Here is a 17,246-nt window from a genome sequence, read left to right as displayed (position 1 = left end):
CTTCTGGATGCGGGGTCGGTGCTCTGGCGGAAAGCGCCAGGGGCATCGCGCGCCCCGCGAGGTTTGCTCGACCGGATGTGAATGATCTGATTGACCCAGTCGTATGAACACCGATTCTTATCGGTTTGCCGATGCCTCGGAACCAACAGGATTCGGAGGATCCCGCCTGCCCCGGAGGGATCGAAGGCGCCGTCCCCTTCACTGTCTGCACTACTGGCAAGCAAAAGTATGAAATTCGTTCACTGTAAAGTGTTCTCAGGCAGGGACTTTGTGAGGGATCATCCGCATCGGACCTCGGTACGGTCGCGGCTATCGCCTGACTCGTCTCGGCGGTCGTCCCCGTGATCGGTGGTGTTGCAGGCGTTGTCATCCAGTCGGCGGCCCAGCGACATCAAGGTAGGACGTAGCGGGTCGGTCTCGAGGTGCAGATGCGCTCATTCCGTCCCGAGGGCTGCACTGGCAATCGTCTCGACGGGGTAAGTCGCCTTCGCGTCCCTGTGTAGTAGCCGGAGGAACCTACGACGATTGCCGTTCTTCGACGACCCAGGCAGCGACTTGTGCGCGCGAGGTGAATCCGAGTTTGGTGAGTATGTGTTCGACATGCCCTTGGACGGTGCGTTGTGAGATGACGAGGCGGGCGGCGATCGCCTTGTTAGTCAAGCCCTCGGCGACCAGGTCAGCAACCTGTTGTTCGCGTTTCGTCAAGCGGGGGGAATCTGGGAAGGTCGGTTTCTCGGGTTGTTCGCGGAGTGCGTAGGCGACCGCGGAATCGATATCCATAGCCCCACCGTGCTGCCGGCTCTCCTCGAAGAGGTGTGCGGTGAGCATTCGGCGGGCGGACCGTTCGCATTCTTCGTGATAGACGAGCAGGTTGGGAACGAAAACGGAAGAGCTTCCGGCCGCGCGACCGAGCGCTTCCGCGGCTCCCATCAGCGTGCCGGCACGTCTGGGGTCACTGGTTCCGGCGATCCAGGCGAAAACTTCGATGCAATTTGCGCAACCAACCGGATCGTCGACGAGCCGGGCAAGCCGCAAACCCTGCTCGAGAAATTTGGTTACGCGACTCTGCGCGCCCAGTCGCCATTGTGCGACGGCCATGGCCCACAATGCGTACGACCGGTAGACAGATTCACCGTGCGCCTCCGTGATCGCGAGAACCTCCTCGTAGCATTCGATCGCCCGGTGCGGTTCGGCGTCGGCGAGTAGATACGTCAATCCCAGAAACGACAGACACTCGATCTGCAACGCAAGATCGTTCTCGGCCTGTGCGAACACTGACCGTGCCCGCTCCAGACTCGAGGCGGCCCGTGTGAGATCGGCGGTGAACAATCCGACGATGCCGTTCGTGTGGTCGACGATCGCGTGCGCTGTCGGGTCGGTCATCTGGTCGGCGAGGACCTGCGTCCGCTCGAGCAAGGCAGCACCTCTGTGGTGGTCCTGCTGTTGTTCGGACACCAGACAGTCGGCGTACAACGCCCGAATATAGGTGATGGTCGGGCGTGGTGTCTGGAGTGAGAGGAAATCGTCGAGCCAGCGCCTCGCCTCGCTGAGCTGGCCTCGTGACCCCCACAGTTGCAGCAAGGGGGTGGCAATCTGCAACCCGGTTTCGGCATCGTTTTCGGCGAGGCAGAAGTCCATCGCGTCCCGCAGGTTGGGCTGATCACTGCTCATTCGCGCGATCCATTCGAGCTGGCGGGGACTGATGAATTCGTCCTCGGCGTCGCGAGCCAGTTGTCGGTACCAGTCCCGGTGCCGCCGGCGCAGGTCGTGGTAGTCGTCGTTGTGCTGGCCTTTTTCCCGTCCGTAAGCACGGAGGGTCTCGAGCAGCCTGAAGCGGACCGTGCCGCGGTGTTCTTCGCGGATCAGGATCGACTTGTCGACGAGGGATGCCACCGAGTCCAGCAGTTCGCCGGGCTGCAGGTTCTGCCCGCACACATGTTCTGCGGCATCAAGTTCGAAGCTGCCGGTGAACACCGAGAGTCGTTCCCACGTCCGTTGTTCGAGCGGGGTGCACAGGTCGTAGCTCCAGTCGATGCATAACCGAAGCGTCTGCTGCCGCGACGGCGCGCCTCGGCTCCCGCGGGTCAACAGCGCGTAGCGGTCGGACAGCCGTTGCAGGATCTGTTCGGGCGACATCGCCCGCAACCGCGCCGCCGCCAGTTCGATGGGCAGGGGCAACCCGTCCAGCCGGTGACAGATCCGAGACACCGCGGATTTGTTGGTATCGGTCAACGTGAAGGTCGAGACTGCGGCGGTGGCGCGCTCGGTGAACAGCGACACGGCGTCGTAGCGGGGCAGACCCTGCAGCGACGACTCGCGGTCGGGGTCGGGGACCGTCAGTGGGGGCACGCGGAGCGTCGCCTCGCCGGCGATGGCAAGGGGTTCGCGGCTGGTGGCAAGGATGCGCAGATTCTGGTTCTGCTGCAGCAGAACCGCCGAGAGGTCGGCCACCGCGTCGACCACCTGCTCGCAGTTGTCCAAGATCAGCAGCAGTTCTCGCGACGACAGGAAGTCCAGCAGAATCTCGCGTAGCGACCGGTCGGTCTGATCCCGCAGACCGAGGGTTGCGGCCACCACGTCAATCAACCGAGTCGGGGTGTGAACCTCGTCGAGTTCGACGAACCATGCGCCGTCGGCGAACTCGCGGCGGATGCTCGATGCAAGCCGAAGTGCGAGCCGTGTCTTCCCGACTCCACCGATGCCGACCAGGGTCAGCAGGCGCGACGACGCCAGCAGATTCTTCGCTTCGGTGAGTTCGTGTCTGCGGCCGACGAAGCTGGACAATTCCAGGGGCAGGTTCCCCCGGCGGGAAGGGGTCGTGTGAAACTGCTCATCCGATGCTGGTTCCGGCACCGGCGTGGGCACATCGAGTGCCCTGTCGTCTGCAGATGTCCCGCGGCGACGTCGGATCTCGCGCAGATTCTCGCCCAATACCAATGCTGAGGGTTGCCGGTCCTCGGGGCGGGCGGACATTGCCTGCTCGATCACGGCAGCGACATCGTCTGCAATGCCGTGATCCCGTAGATCCGGTGCGGGTTCGTTGGTGATGCGGATGAATTGGGCGACCAATTGTTCGCCGCTGCGGCGCTCGAATGCGGCGTGGCCGGTGAGTGCGCAGAACAGGGTGGCTCCGAGTCCGTAGATGTCGGAGGCGGGAGTGGGGGTGGCGCCGCCGAGCACCTCGGGTGCGGTGAACGCGGGTGAACCGGTCACGATTCCGGTGGCAGTCTCGAAACCGCCGGTGATGTGCGCGATTCCGAAGTCCGTCAGCGCCGGTTCGCCGTAGTCGGTGAGGAGGATGTTCGCGGGTTTGATGTCGCGGTGGACGATGCCCTGGCGGTGGGCGGCCTCCAGCGCGTCAGACAGCCTTACGCCGAGCTGTAGTACCTCGTCCATAGGTAATGGACCGTGCCGACGGATGCGTGCGTCGAGGGAGCCCTGTGGGTGGTAGGGCATCACAATGAATGGTTTGCCGCTGTCGGTGACCCCGACCTGGAGGATATTGACGATGTTCGGGTGACCGGTGAGGCGCCCCATCGCGCGTTGTTCGCGGAAGAACCGTTCTCGATTTTCCTCCGCGATATTGTCGGTGAGCACCTTCACCGCGACAGTCCGGTCGAGGGCGGTTTGCCTGCACTGATACACGACACCGAAGCCGCCGCGCCCGATCTCCCGCGCACCGTCGAATCCGTCCGCTCGCAGCTCCGACGTGACGGAGGGGGTCACATCGGACTGGGTCTTGAACGGATCGAAGTCGGGCATCGTCGAGTTCGATTCATCCGGTCTGCGATACGTTCGACGGCATCCGCACAATTACCTCTCAGTGGCGTATTCCCAGGATATCGCTCGCTCTTCTCCGTTGCGTCGTGAACCCGTGGCGGGCTCTCGGCCGGGGAGCTGGACGCGGGAGGGGGTATGGCGTTGTCGTTAGATGCGGGGGCCGTTCACCGTGTGGCGCACGGGCCATCATCGTGGCCGGTAATGGAATGGGGATACGGCGTTGGCGATGGTATCCGGTGTTCACCGAGCTCGACGGAGTGGTCGATACCATCGGTCAGGCGCCGGATGGTGACAGGGGGTGACGTTGAGGGTGATTACTGCACTCGATTTCCTTTTCGCCGAGATTGCTCGTCGTTCCCTCCGAGCAGTGGACTGATCGGAGGTTGATGGTTCAGCGGCGTTGCGGTGCGGGCGGGGTCCCGCTGACCCCGGCGATGGTCGACGTCGACATGGTTCTGGATATCGCGACAACACCGAACGGCAAGATATGCAATAGCGAGGTCTGCGCGGGACCCTCGAAGCGCTCTGTCCCATCCTCGAAGCCAGGGCTGGCCGGGCCCCTCCGCCACGGATCTCGAGCAGCACGGCCGGACCATCCTGAGCCTCGTCCACGCGTCCCAAACTAGGGCGGGTTTGATTGCCCATCGGGGTCGTTGCCCGGGAACGGCGAGGCCGTGGACCCTGACCACGCCGTGGAGCGTTTACCCGAGGCCCTGGTCGCGCGGAGCACAAGGTGTTCGGCGTTCTGCAGGGTGTGCATCCGACCGAAGACCGGGTTGCCCAGCGGGGAACTGCCGGTTTCGATGACACACGGGGGAGCGGGGCATGGTGGTTTCGGTGTCGTATGCCGATGCTGAACCGGAGGCGAGACCGTCGTAAGCAGCGGGCGCGCTCGGCTCTTGATCATTTTCGTCGCATGCCCACGGGCTCGCACGCCCGGACAAGCAGGTAACCGCGACGATGGTCCGCATCTGGGCGGTACGACTTCACGTTCTCGACCTGCGCGGCATTTCTGAACGCCATTCCGCGACGCCGACACCGCGACGAAAACGGTTGACGTATAAGTCTCGTGGAATCTGAACGGCCGTAGAAGCAGCCCCGCGATGAGAACCAAATCCAATTGATGTGATGCGCGTCACAGTCAAGAAACCTGATCTTGATCTCAGGTTAAACTTCCTCGAAGTTTGGCGAATGCTCTCGATGAAACATTCTGCGAGAGTGCAACTTTGGAAGATTCCGAGGAAATAGATGAGCGAGAACCACAAGTCCGACTTGCGCTGCGCCGCCCGTGTTGCTGGCCTGGGTGCCGCTGCGGCTGTTGCACTCAGTGTGATGTCCACTGGTGTGGCGAGCGCGGATACTTTCATCCCGCTACCTGATGGTTCGAAGACCGGTCCGAATGTGACGGTGACGCGTACCGCGGAGAGTGCTCTGTCGTCGCCGTCGTTGGCTGCCAATGGCGCCGGCCGGGTGGCGTGGGTGTCGGGCACGGTGACTGCTCACGTCAAGGGCATCACGGAGGTCACCGACGTTCCGGACGCGAACAGCACGACGAACAATGCGGGTACCTACAACGGAACGAATGCGACGACGACGCACGGTGTTTCGCGGGTGTCGACCGGGTACATCGTGGGTTGCCAGGTGGACATCACCGGTCTGTCCGCGTCGCCGTCGTTCTCGGCGGATCTGGAGTCGTTGGCGCCGAGCCTGGGGCTGTCGGTTCCGTTGAACTCGGGTGAGGTCAAGTACGTGCCGGTCGCGGCGAAGGACATCAGAAAAGACGGCGTGTACGCGTTGCAGTACCAGGATGCTGAACTGCAGGTGCAGAAGTGCGGGGGGTTCGCGCAGGCTCGGTCGTACTCGGTGGTGGAGATCGTGGGTAACGACTACTCGAAGACCGTGCTGTACGGTGCGCCGTTCAGCATCGGCTGATTGTCGGTCTCTTTCGCTGCTCTTGCATCCACTTTCTCGCGTGTGCGAGATTTCCATCCCTGAGAGGGAACAATGATCATCAACCATAACAACGGAGTGCGTTTAGCTGCGATCGGTGCTGCTGCTGCCGCGACCATGGGCTTCTTCTCCGTCGGTGCGGCGAATGCCGATACTTTCGTTCCGTTGCCCGGTGGCAGCATCACGCAGACCCTGGCCGACGGCACCATGGTGCACGTGAATCTGACGGACGAGAGTGCGAACATTTCGCCGTCGATGGGTTCGACGCCGCTGCACCGCAACGTCTGGGTCTCGGGTAAGGCGTCCGTCGGCTTCGAGGGTGAGGGTGTGCAGAGCGCCTACATCTATCCAGGCTATGTGCTGGCATGCCAGGTCGACTTCGGTGCCGAGGTGGGTGCCGAGGGCGGAGCGGGGATGTCGTGGGCCGATGTTGCGGCCGGGACGGTCGGGAACCCACTTGCCGGGGGGGGCGAGTGGCGGAATCACTCTCGGCCCCGGTCAGGCGGTCCCGGTCGACATCCTCGACCAGGAATACGCCGATCCCTACGGCCGGGAGGCGCACTGGGGTGGCAACTACGTCGAGGGCCCCACCGGTTCGGTCTCGTGGAGTGACGCGACCCTCGGGGTGAGCGGGTGCGCCGGCTACGCGCAGGCGCGCGCCTTCGTCAACGTCGAGGTCGAGACAGAGAACGTCACGAGCACCGTCACCCTGTGGGGCCAGCCCTTCGGCATCGGCTGAGAATGGCCTCGAGGCGCTGGGATACGGGCATCAACATCGCGCGCCGCAGCGATCTGTGGGCAGAGAATGCCGACGACGGTTTCTCATGGTGCGTTGCCGTCGAGGCCGCGTCGGACCGCATTAACGATGTGAGTAGAGCATGTTTGAGAATGGTCAGGTTCCGGCGAGTCGCCTGTCGTGGTCGCGATAGCAGCGATGAGAACTATCGCTTCGTGATGTTCTGGTTTGCGACGACATTCGTCGAGCTAAGTGAAGGTTCGTTCCACCACCTCAACCAAGGCCCGGACGTGGAATCCGGCACTCCGAGGATCGCGCTTGTGGTCGAGACAAGGGGCCAGAACGCTTTTCGCCGAGCCGAGAGGGCGTCCCGAGTAGCCCCCGCGGCTTACACGAGCCGGACCCTTCCGGACCGCGCCCGCAGCCATCGCGCAGCGTTTCGAGAATGCGATCCCAGACCCGCCACGAATCCAACGCACGAAGATCGCGTAGACCGTGACGATCTCTTGCGCTAGTGGATGATCATTCGATATGGTCACGTGATCAAACAGCGTTACGCGGCACTCTGGAAGCTCTTCATCTGTCCGGATCCCCGCGTGGCCTCGACCATCGCCATTGCTTTGCGAATGATGCCGCGTCGACCCATGATTCGACTAGATATGACCATTCGAAAATTCTAATGGCTGTGTCATGGCCTCGCGAACCAGGAAGGCGCTAACCATGCACCACGCAATTTCATTCGTCGGCCTCGGTCTCATGGGCGCCGGAATAGCTCGCCGGGCCGTGGATACCGGCCATGCGACGACAGTTTGGAATCGCACGACGTCGAAGGCCGCCCCGTTGGCTCAGGCCGGCGCAAAAATCACCGATGGTCCTGCTGAGGCAGTGTTGGCGACTCGACGACGGCCTGCGTCTGCGGTGGTCATACCGCTATGTCCCATTTGACGTCTCATTTAGCTCACGAAGGGGTCGACTACCGTCGACTACCAAGTGGACTTCGGATTCTGCGGCATACCGCGTGTGTGAGCTTTGCGGGATGTCGCGCAGGTGCAGGCACACCTCGTCGACCGCCCGTTTCGCCTGCACGAACACACCGCTATCGGCGCCAGGTGCTTCAGGCCCGCGTCAGATCACCTAATCGGAGAGATTCATGACAGAGATCAATCAGGACGCCAGACTCGCCCGTGAGGCGACCGCTCGTCCTGCACCGAACAAGGCGGTGCTCATCGGTGTCGGCACGCTGCTGATCGTCCTGACCAACGCCGTCATCTTCATCCTGCCGCCGCTGTTGCCGACCATTCAGGTGCAGTACGGACTCGCCACAGTGGCGGCCACGACGTGGCTGTACACGGCGCTGACCCTCGGCGGGGGAGCGGGATTCATTCTGCTGCCGCGCCTCGCCGATCTGCACGGCGACCGCAACACGTCGGTGGCGGCGTCCGCATTACTCGCGGTCGGCGCGCTGATTCCGGCCGTCGGTGACTCGTATCCGACCGTTCTGGTCGGCTGCGCTCTGATGGGCTTCGGTGGTGCGGCGCAGCTGCTTCCGCTCGGTTTTCTGCGCCGCAATCTCGGTGAGGACGGCATCACGGTGGGTGTCGCGGTTCTCTTCATCGGCACCGGTGTCGGCATCGTCATGGGCATGGTCGGCGGCGGCTTCGTCGTCGAGAGCCTGTCGCTGCGGGGCTTTTTCGTCATCCTCACCGCAGTGTGCGCGGCTACGACCATCGCGTGCTATGTCTCGATCCCGCACGCCCCGCCTGCCGAGCGTGGCGGTCGCATCGCGGTACTCGGTACGGTGTGGATGATCGCGTGGGTTGCGGCGATTCTGCTGACTCTGACACAAGGCCTCATCTGGGGCGCCGTGGCACTGATTCCGTTGGTGGTCGGCGTCGTCGGTGGCATCGCCTGGGTGCGCGTCGAGCGCCGGTCGACGGCGGCGGTGTTCGACGTCGCGCTGATGAAGGCGCCTTTGGTCACCGCGTCGTGCCTGTGTATCGCGTTGTTCGCCGCGGTGAACTCGGCCTTCCTGCTCCTGCTCAGCACGTATACCCAAGTGATTCCCGGGGATCTTCGTCCCGACGACGCGTACGGACTCGGGCTCAGCGCGCTGGAGACCGGTTTGCTCATGGCACCGTTCGCGGCGGCGTTCCTGATCCGCGGGACCGTGCTCGACCGCGCCCTGTTCAACGGCCGTGGTGTACCCGTCTTCGTCATCGGAGCGCTTATCAGCGCATCGGGGCTAGCCTGGCTCGCGCTGGCGCACGATCAGCAGTGGCACTACCTCGTGGGCGCTGCCGTCGTGGGTCTCGGGACCAGAATCGGCTACACCGCGGGCTTCACGATGGTGCAGATGGCAGTGCCCCAGGAGAAGGCCGGGATGGCGGCCGGTATCGCCGGCACCTGCATGGCCGCGGGTTTCGCCCTCGGCACGGCACTGATCAGCGGAGATCTCAGCGCATCCCTGGTCCCGGTGGTTGGCACCGGCGTCGAGGTTGCCGCTGAGGGCCTCTACGGCATCGGCTACGCGCTCTCGGTAGTTCTCGCCCTGCTCGTCGTGGTGACCGTGCTGATCTCCCGCGCGCGGTCCGGTCGGCGCGTCGGAGGTGCCGCGTCCTAAATCATCTTTCCGTGAGGCGGCACCGTCGAATCTGGAATCCCTACCACCCGTCATTATCAGCGACGTACAGGGGAAGGGGATGCTGCTGGGGAATCGAATTGGCCACCGCGCCCGCGGCCGCCCCGGGACCCGCGCCACTCAACTTCGCGACGAAGCCATGGTCGTCGGCCTGCTCCTCTACACCACGACCGGCGGATTCGGCGCCGCGCTCCTGATCGCCCGCCGCTGACCACCATCGACGACTCCGAAACCGAGTACCTGATCGAGCGCCTCGATCGCGCCATCCCGACCGTCGAGGCAAAACACCAGCAAAGGCTGCCCTCGCATGACGATCACCGATCTCCACACCACCACCGAGTCGACCCCCACCGCTCCCGCGCCCATCGGCGCGCCGCCGTCCCCCGGCCAACTCGCCCACCGGGCAGCGTTGACCCAACTGCGCAACGCCACTGATCTCCTCGGACTCGACGAGGGACTCCATCAACTACTCGCCACACCCCGCCGATCCTTGACCGTGGCCGTGCCCCTGCGCCGAGACACCGGAACCACCGAGATCTACACCGGCTACCGTGTGCAGCACAACCTCACCCGCGGCCCCGGCAAGGGCGGTGTTCGGTTCCACCCCGCCAGTGACATCGAGGAGGTCACCGCGCTCGCGATGTGGATGACCTGAAGTGCGCCCTCCTCGGCCTACCGTATGGTGGGGCCAAGGGCGGCATCGCGGTAGACACCAGTGTCCTGAGCATGGCGGAAAAGGAACGACTCACACGCCGCTACACCCAGGAGATCCTTCCGTTCATCGGTCCCGACAAGGACATTCCCGCTCCCGATGTCAATACCGACGAAACCACCATGGCCTGGATGATGGATACCTACTCCGTCAGCGCCGGCTACTCTGTCCACGGGGCGACCACCGGTAAACCCCTGGCCGTCGGTGGGTCGAACGGCTGGGCCGGTGCCACCTCCCGTGGGATGGTCCTTGCTGCGCTGGAAGCGATGCGGCAGAAGGGGATCGACCCGGCCGGTGCGTCGGTGGCCATTCAGGGGTTCGGGAAGGTCGGTGCCCATGCAGCGCAGTTTTTCGCCGACGAAGGCTGCCGCGTGGTGGCGGTCTCGGACGTCACCGGCGGCTGCTACCGCGAATCCGGGCTCGAGATCGCAGCGATCCAGGAGTGGGTGGGTTGCGGTGGAACCCTCGACAGTTACGATGGCGCCGACCAGATCTCCAACGCGGAACTGTTCGCGCTCGATGTGGATGTCCTCGTCCCCGCTGCTATGGACGGTGTGCTGACCGGGCAGAACGCCGACACCGTCCGCGCGCGACTGATCGTCGAGGGTGCGAACGGGCCGACATCACCCGAGGCCGACACAATCTTCGCTGACAAGGGCATCACCGTCGTTCCGGACATCCTCGCCAACGCCGGCGGTGTCGTCGTCTCCTACCTGGAATGGGTACAGAACCTGCAGTCCTTCTCTTGGAGCAGCGAGGACGTGGACCGCAAGCTTATCGCGCTGATGCGCACAGCATCCCACTCGGTGTGGGCTCTCGCATACGACAAGAGAATCCCCCTTCGGTTGGCAGCCCATGTCTTGGGCGTCGGCAAGGTCGCCGAGGCACACCAGGTCCGTGGCCTGTACCCGTAGACCGGGAATGCCAAGACACGCTGTGGTGGGGTGGATCCAGTGGCACACCGAACTCACCCCACCAATGGTGATGACTCCACGCGCACCGGCGTCGGAACTCTCGAGTGTTATTTCTCAGCAAAAACTGTTGTGCCACAAGCTCATCCGGACAGGTTGTAACGGATTCAGCCCTCTGTAATGCCCGCCTTCAAAGACTCGGAGAGCACTGTTCAAGTTTCGCTCGTTTGGAATCGAGTCGCGGGCGATCAATCTGCGGAAACAGATAGACGACGTGGTCTCGACGGCATTGGCATCGAACCGTAAGCACGTGATGCTTCACCCATGCCGCTCCGGGTCCCCATTATCTTGCACTGCGGTCTGGACCCACTGACTCCGGTGTTTACCGGAGACGGTGGGATGGACGGCTGCTCTGATCGACTTGTTCCTGTCCACCAAGTTGGCGGCACGCCTCGGTGACGATCCACTCGAAGGCTGGATCGCTACTCTTCATCCACTCCGGGTGCCATTGGATTCCGAGTACCGAATGCCCGGGCACTTCGATCGATTCGACGACGCCGTCGCTGGCCCGACCCGTCACCACCACACCGACGCCACATCGGTCGACAGCCTGGTGGTGCCACGAGTTGGTGATCGTGTCGTCGCCGTAGATTCGAGCAACGATCGTTTCTTGTTCGAAGGACACGAGGTGGTCGAGGGCGCCATCTGTGGGAGCCGCTTCTGTCGAGAGGTGGCTCACTGAGCTGGGAGGGAGGTCTGGCACGAGTGTCCCGCCGAGCGCGACGTTGAGTATCTGCATGCCACGACAGACGCCGAGCACCGGGAGTCCTCGGTCTAGTGCGGCCCGGACGAGTGCTAATTCGTACTCGTCGCGGTTGATGTCGTGGACCATCGGATTCGTCCGCGGATCGATGTCGCGGACCACGGAGGTGTCTCCACCCCAGCACGCCGGATGTACGTCTTGCCCTCCCGTGATGACAACCGCTGACAGCCACTCGCAGACGGCTTCTGCTTCGGTTTCGTAGGCAAGCTGCACGGGCAGCCCACCCGCCTCCGCGATGCGGATCGCGAAGTCTGACATGGCTGTATCTATACAGCGATCGCCGTATCGGTCGTCGACCCCTTGTAGCAGCGCGAGTCGAAAGCGGCGCCCGGTGATACCGATGAGCGGCCGCCTCGCTGCAGCCTTCTCGCGCGCGTTCACGGGAACTCGAAGTAGCGGGTGGACTCCCACTGGGAGAGTTCGGCGAAGGGGTCGCCGCCTTTGGTGTGGAACTCCATCCACTCCCAGCGACGGGATGCGACCCAGAAGTCCACGAAGTCGTCGCCGAGATACTCACGCAGCAGCGGGTCGGCGGCCAGGGCTGCACTGGCCTTCGACATCGTGTCCGGGATCCGGACGACACCGCAGTCGTCGGGGAGGCACCAGGCCATGTCGGTGACCTGTTCGGGCGGTTCGATCTGTCGTTCAATGCCCGCGAGCACGCCGGCCAGCACTCCGGCGAGCGCCAGGTAGGGATTCACGTCGGCGCCCGGGAGACGGTATTCCAGGCGCGAGTACTTCGGGTGGCCGGTGATGGCTCGCACCGCTGCGGTCTTGTTGTTGATGCCCCAGCTCACCGTGGTCGGTGGCCCGGTGAGATCGACGAGGCGCCGATAGGAGGTGATCTGCGGTAGGGCGATTGAGGTGTTACCGGCCATGGTAGCGAGCAATCCGCCCACGGAGTGGCGCATCAGTTCAGAAGGTCCGTCCTCGGCGAAGTACTGGTTCATGCCATCACGCTGTAGTGACAGGTTGATGTGGGCGCCTTGGCCGAAACCTGCGGTCGGTTTCGCCATGAAGGAGACGGTGTGGCCACGCTCGAATCCGACCTCGCGCATGATCTGTCGGGTGCGTGCCCAGTTGTCGGCGACTGCGAGTGGCGTGGTCGGCGCCAGGTTCAATTCTGTCTGCCCGGGAGCGGCCTCATCGGTCCAGGCTTCCCAGGCAATCCCGATCTGGTCGAGCCGTTCGACCACGGCTTCCATGTAGTCGATCCAGTCCTTGGACCTCGCCAGGTGGTACGTCGCTCCCGTACCTCCACCGAGGGGTGTCAGGTCCCGGTAGCCGCGAGCGCGGGCATCCTGGATCGACTCCTCGAACAACGTGGCTTCGATCTCGACGGCCGCCGTCGCGGTGTAGCCGAGGGACTGGAGTCGATTGACCATCTTCCGTACCAGGTTGCGCGGGCAAATCGGGACGGGACTGCCGTCCGTGAGCCAGTAGTCACCGATGACCGAGTCCAGTCCCGGCTTCCACTCCACGAGGGTCGACATGTCGGGGATCATCTGGATGTCCCAGATGTTGCCGCGCCAGTCCGGGAAGGCATCGCCGAGGACAATCTCGTTGTTGAGGTCGATCGCGAACAGGATATCGGCGAAGGCGAAACCCGATTCCTTGCCCGCAGCGAACTTCTCCGAGGAGACGTTCTTGCCCAGCAGACTTCCCTCGTGGTTCGTGGCCTCGACACGAACTGCCCGACGGGCGGTTGAGTTGCCGGTGGAGCGGGCGGCTCGAGTGGGTTCAGACATCGAAGCGGACCTTCCACGAAGCAGCCATCAGGACCGACATTTGCGACAACGTGCCTCGAATCCGCATTCCAGCAGCCAGGGATTCGAGGAAGTCGTCAGCGCCTGAGAAAACACCCGCGAGGACGTTCTCGGGGCCGGCGATCAAGTACTCGCTCGTTCCTTCGCCGAACCGAGCTCGCTCGACGCCGTCCGCGCCATCGACCTTGACGATCAAAACGTCGGGGATGCGTGGGATGCCACGGGTCATCTCCCAGAATCGGGCAGCGGCGTCTCGCCAGTTCGGAAGCGGTGGCTGCAGTGCGCTCAGTACGCCGGCCGCGAGTGCGATGTCACCGGTCGGCTCCTCCACCAACGAGAAGCGTGTGTGGAGGTCGACGACCAGCGTTGCGTCGGGGGCCACGTGGACCCCACTGCACACCTCGACGGTGGCGCTACCGAAGGTGATCGTCGCTGACTGCGGGGTGTCGTGAGAACGGATCACGACGGTACCCGCTGTTCGGTTCAGTTCGTCGCGTGCATGACCGAGTCGGTCTGCGTCACGCAGAATACGCCCGATCAGGCGCACCAGCGGAGATGCATCGTCCTCGATCGCGACCCGTGATGCTTCCCGCGCCTTCGGCGGCTCGGTCATTGTCATGGTTTCGGCCATTGCTAGGTCCTCTCGGCCAGCAGAAATAACATTGTCATATGACTGTGTCAGATGGCTAAGATGGTGCGTGTTCCAGCTCACGTTGTCAACCGCTCCGGACGAAATCGAGAAAAAGTGGTCCGTAGACGAACGAAATGCGACCGAATGCTTGACGCGGCGTTACCTCTCCCACACACTTAGACAAACGACTTTATCAAATGACCGCTAAGGGATCGGGTCATTGACGAGCGACCATGAAGCAGCGCAACGGCCTGACAGTGAGGCTTGAATATCTCCGTTCGGACAGCGGTCACGCCGGCAGTCATCTCAGTGCCACTGATCGCAATGTCGTACGTCGCTCTTATCGCCGTGACCGTCGTCTTCGTGGCGTTCCTCGCGATCGCACTGCGCAAACCCGCCACTCCTACCAGCGCTCCCCGCGCGCCGCACCACCACTGAAGGGACTTACCCACCATGGAGCACAGCAGCACCACGGAATCGGCCGACATCGTCGTCATCGGAGCCGGTATCTCCGGCATCGGCGCGACCGAACATCTCAAGCGCGACCTCCCCGGCAAGAGCCTCCTGTTGTTGGAGTCTCGCCACTCGATCGGCGGCACCTGGGACCTCTTCCGATATCCGGGCATCCGGTCGGACTCAGACCTGCACACCTACGGCTACGAGTTCAAACCGTGGCGGCACAGGAGCGCGATCGCCGAGGGCCCGTTGATCCGCGACTATCTATCCGAGACCGTCACCGAGTTCGGCCTGGACAAGGTTCTGCGTCTGGGCCACCGTGTCATCTCCGCCGACTGGTCCAGCACCGAAGCGAAGTGGACACTGCACGTGACCGTCACGGACAAGAGCGGTGCTGCGACCACAAAGACGATCAAGGCCGGCTTCGTATTCAGCGCAACCGGCTACTACCGCTACGACCAGGGTTACACCCCCCACTTCGAAGGTCGCGAGAACTTCCAGGGCGACGTACTGCACCCACAGCACTGGCCGGAGGACTATGACTACAGCGGCAAACGTGTGGTGATCATCGGCAGTGGCGCGACGGCCGTAACAATGGTTCCCGCCATGCTGAAGGGCGACCGAGCGGCGGCGCATGTCACGATGCTGCAGCGAACCCCGAGCTACGTCGCCTCGCTCCCCCGAGTCGACAAGGTCGCACTCGCACTGACGAAGCTTTTCGGCGTCAGGGGTGGCTACGCAGCCACCCGGTTCAAGAACATCTGGCAGGACTACCTGTTCGTGTCCCTCTTCTCGAAGTACCCGAACTTCGGACGCAAGCAACTCCGCAAGTGGATGCTCAAGGAACTGCCGGCCAACTCGGGTGTGGACACCCACTTCGACCCGCCGTACGACCCCTGGGACCAGCGTCTCTGCGTCACGCCAGACGGCGAGTTCTTCGCCGCGCTCCGCCAGTCCAGCGCCGACGTGGTGACAGACCGGATCGACCGGTTCACCAAGGACGGCATCCTGCTGACGTCGGGCCGGACACTCGAAGCCGACCTCATCGTCACTGCCACCGGCATGATCATGCAGATGTTGGGTGGCATCGTGCCCACCGTCGACGGCAATGCGGTGACTGTCTCCGATTCCCTGCTGTACCGCGGGGCCCTGATCTCCGGGGTACCGAACTGGGCGATGATGCTTGGTTACACGAAGGCCTCATGGACCCTACGGCTGAGCAATGTGTGCCGCTTAGCCGCAAACGTCATCCATCATATGGACGCCAACGGCTACGACACCGCGATTCCCGTCGCACCGCGCGGTATGCCCACCCAGGATCTGCTCGATCTCTCCGCTGGCTACGTCCAGCGCGCAAAAGCAGATCTTCCACGTCAGGGCACCGCGCTGCCGTGGCAGATGCGCACGACCTTCGTGCAGGACAACAAACTGTTCAAAGGCCAGCTGATCCACCGGGACATCCACTTCTCGACCGGTGCCTCTGAGGCTGTCCACCGGGCCCGCGTGGGAGCCCAGTCATGAGTACACCGCAGTTCACTGTTAGCCAACGGGTCCAGCGGGCAGTTCTGATCGCGCTCAGCCGGATGCCCGCATTTTTGCAACAGGTGCTGGCCAAGCCACCTGTCAACAGTGCAGGCGACCGGATGCCTGCTGACATCGCCCTCCTGATGAAGCTCAGCGCGGGCGGTGACGACTACGCCGATATGTCAGCGACAGCCGGCCGTGAAACGACCGAGCGCGACCTCGCGCTCTTCAGCGACCACGTCGCGCCGTGTGCCATCGAAGAGGAGGTTCAAATCGGGAACGGACTCCTGGCGACCCGCTACAGCTCAGGTGGCAACCACCGCAGCCTCATCGTCTTCTTCCACGGTGGCGGATTCGTTCTCGGCAGTCGCGAAAGCTACACCACTCCCGCGCGGATGCTTGCCCACGGCACTCACGCCGACGTGCTCTCCGTCGAGTATCGACTAGCCCCCGAGCATCCGTTTCCGGCGGCGCACGACGACGCGCTCGCCGCGTGGCGGTACGTACTCGCACACGCCAGGAAGTGGGGCATCGACCCACATCAGGTGGCCGTCGCCGGCGAGAGTGCCGGCGGCAACATCGCGGCGGTGCTGTGCCAGCACGTGCGCGCAGATCCAGTGCAGCCAGTCCTTCAGGTGCTGATCCAACCAGTCACCGACATCTTGGGGCGTCGTCCCTCTCAGGACGAGTTCGCCAGCTCGCCTGCGCTGTCGGCCAAGCAAATCAACTGGTTCATGAAACACTATCTGCCCGCGGGAACTGACTACCGAGACCCGCGTGTCTCTCCGCTGCTCGCCCGCGACCTGCGCGATCTGCCCCCCACCATCGTCGCCATTGGCGGCTTCGACCCGCTGCGTGACGATGGACTGGCCTACGCGGAGGCGCTCCGCGAGGCCGGCGTACCAACCGACATCGTGCATGAACCTGGCCAAGTGCACGGCTTTCTCTCCTTCACAGCAGTGAGTCCGAGCTGCAAGCAAGCGACCGAACGAATCGTGCAGGCGGTTGCTGAAGCACTGAACAAGATCACCAGCACCACGAATAAGTGTTGAGCCATGCTTCGCGGGAGGCGCCGTCGCCGACAAACTCTCCTCACGGACGAGGAACTCGTCTCCGGGTTCACCGCCGACCTCCTGGGGCTCTACCTGGAACACGAAGGCAAGTTCGACGAAGGCATCGTGCGCCGTCATCCCCCGGGTGGTGCCGTTCTTGGCGTGAGCACAGCGCAGGCGGCACGCCGGACCCGGTCGAGGCAATATACCGCGGCAGCAAGATCGGCGAGATCTACGAGGGCGCCAACGAGAGCCTGAAATAGGTCT

The 17,246-nt window shown here is 63.4% G+C and carries 12 protein-coding genes and 2 pseudogenes; 10 read left to right on the top strand and 4 right to left on the bottom strand.

What is annotated here, in order from left to right; all coding sequences use genetic code 11:
- Positions 1-516: 516 nt before the first annotated feature.
- On the bottom strand, positions 517-3,762 hold the full coding sequence (locus JQT59_RS05665) for a protein kinase domain-containing protein (protein WP_213575254.1): 3,246 nt from the start codon (positions 3,760-3,762) through the stop codon (positions 517-519).
- Positions 3,763-5,028: 1,266 nt separating this feature from the next.
- Here JQT59_RS05665 and JQT59_RS05660 point away from each other — a divergent pair.
- The 7 genes and pseudogenes from JQT59_RS05660 to JQT59_RS36715 all read left to right on the top strand — a co-directional run bounded on the left by JQT59_RS05660 (position 5,029) and on the right by JQT59_RS36715 (position 10,730).
- A complete protein-coding gene (locus JQT59_RS05660; RefSeq protein ID WP_213575252.1) occupies positions 5,029-5,712 on the top strand; it encodes an MspA family porin in 684 nt (227 codons plus the stop codon).
- Between the two features lie 72 nt (positions 5,713-5,784).
- Positions 5,785-6,469 (top strand): annotated as a pseudogene (locus JQT59_RS05655) (MspA family porin).
- Positions 6,470-7,156: 687 nt separating this feature from the next.
- Positions 7,157-7,411: an NAD(P)-binding domain-containing protein gene (locus JQT59_RS38290; protein WP_502939786.1), complete on the top strand. Its 255-nt coding sequence runs from the start codon at positions 7,157-7,159 to the stop codon at positions 7,409-7,411.
- A gap of 205 nt (positions 7,412-7,616) precedes the next feature.
- Entirely contained in the window at positions 7,617-9,086 is a 1,470-nt protein-coding gene (locus tag JQT59_RS05645; RefSeq protein WP_213575248.1) for an MFS transporter, read from the top strand.
- A gap of 79 nt (positions 9,087-9,165) precedes the next feature.
- Positions 9,166-9,315, top strand: coding sequence for a hypothetical protein (locus JQT59_RS05640; RefSeq protein ID WP_213575246.1), 150 nt, complete (start codon positions 9,166-9,168; stop codon positions 9,313-9,315).
- Positions 9,316-9,411: 96 nt separating this feature from the next.
- A pseudogene (locus tag JQT59_RS36720) lies at positions 9,412-9,905 on the top strand (Glu/Leu/Phe/Val family dehydrogenase); the annotation flags it as partial.
- A 33-nt stretch (positions 9,906-9,938) separates the two neighbouring features.
- On the top strand, positions 9,939-10,730 hold the full coding sequence (locus tag JQT59_RS36715) for a Glu/Leu/Phe/Val family dehydrogenase (RefSeq protein WP_349307030.1): 792 nt from the start codon (positions 9,939-9,941) through the stop codon (positions 10,728-10,730).
- A 379-nt stretch (positions 10,731-11,109) separates the two neighbouring features.
- Here JQT59_RS36715 and JQT59_RS05630 read toward each other — a convergent pair whose 3' ends face one another.
- Genes JQT59_RS05630 through JQT59_RS05620 form a run of 3 tightly spaced genes read right to left on the bottom strand, consistent with a single transcriptional unit; the run spans position 11,110 to position 13,947 of the window.
- A complete protein-coding gene (locus tag JQT59_RS05630; RefSeq protein ID WP_213575244.1) occupies positions 11,110-11,931 on the bottom strand; it encodes a gamma-glutamyl-gamma-aminobutyrate hydrolase family protein in 822 nt (273 codons plus the stop codon).
- Positions 11,928-13,298, bottom strand: a complete 1,371-nt coding sequence (locus JQT59_RS05625) for a glutamine synthetase family protein (protein WP_213575242.1) — start codon at positions 13,296-13,298, stop codon at positions 11,928-11,930. The genes JQT59_RS05630 and JQT59_RS05625 overlap by 4 nt, the downstream gene beginning before the upstream one ends.
- On the bottom strand, positions 13,291-13,947 hold the full coding sequence (locus JQT59_RS05620; RefSeq protein ID WP_213575240.1) for a hypothetical protein: 657 nt from the start codon (positions 13,945-13,947) through the stop codon (positions 13,291-13,293). The genes JQT59_RS05625 and JQT59_RS05620 overlap by 8 nt, the downstream gene beginning before the upstream one ends.
- Before the next feature lie 309 nt (positions 13,948-14,256).
- Here JQT59_RS05620 and JQT59_RS37630 point away from each other — a divergent pair, with 309 nt between their 5' ends.
- The 3 genes from JQT59_RS37630 to JQT59_RS05610 are packed head-to-tail and all read left to right on the top strand — an operon-like array spanning position 14,257 to position 16,979.
- Positions 14,257-14,385 (top strand): hypothetical protein, encoded by a 129-nt coding sequence (locus JQT59_RS37630; RefSeq protein WP_283254046.1) that lies wholly within the window; start codon positions 14,257-14,259, stop codon positions 14,383-14,385.
- A 15-nt stretch (positions 14,386-14,400) separates the two neighbouring features.
- Entirely contained in the window at positions 14,401-15,924 is a 1,524-nt protein-coding gene (locus tag JQT59_RS05615; protein ID WP_213575238.1) for a flavin-containing monooxygenase, read from the top strand.
- Positions 15,921-16,979: an alpha/beta hydrolase gene (locus JQT59_RS05610; protein ID WP_213575236.1), complete on the top strand. Its 1,059-nt coding sequence runs from the start codon at positions 15,921-15,923 to the stop codon at positions 16,977-16,979. Before JQT59_RS05615 ends, JQT59_RS05610 begins: the two co-directional genes overlap by 4 nt.
- Positions 16,980-17,246 lie beyond the last annotated feature (267 nt).

It is taken from the genome of Rhodococcus sp. USK13, from assembly GCF_018343855.1.
Taxonomy (GTDB): domain Bacteria; phylum Actinomycetota; class Actinomycetes; order Mycobacteriales; family Mycobacteriaceae; genus Rhodococcus_F; species Rhodococcus_F oxybenzonivorans.
The sequence above is the reverse complement of the archived record's forward strand: the minus strand, read 5'-3'. Positions and strand labels throughout refer to the sequence as shown.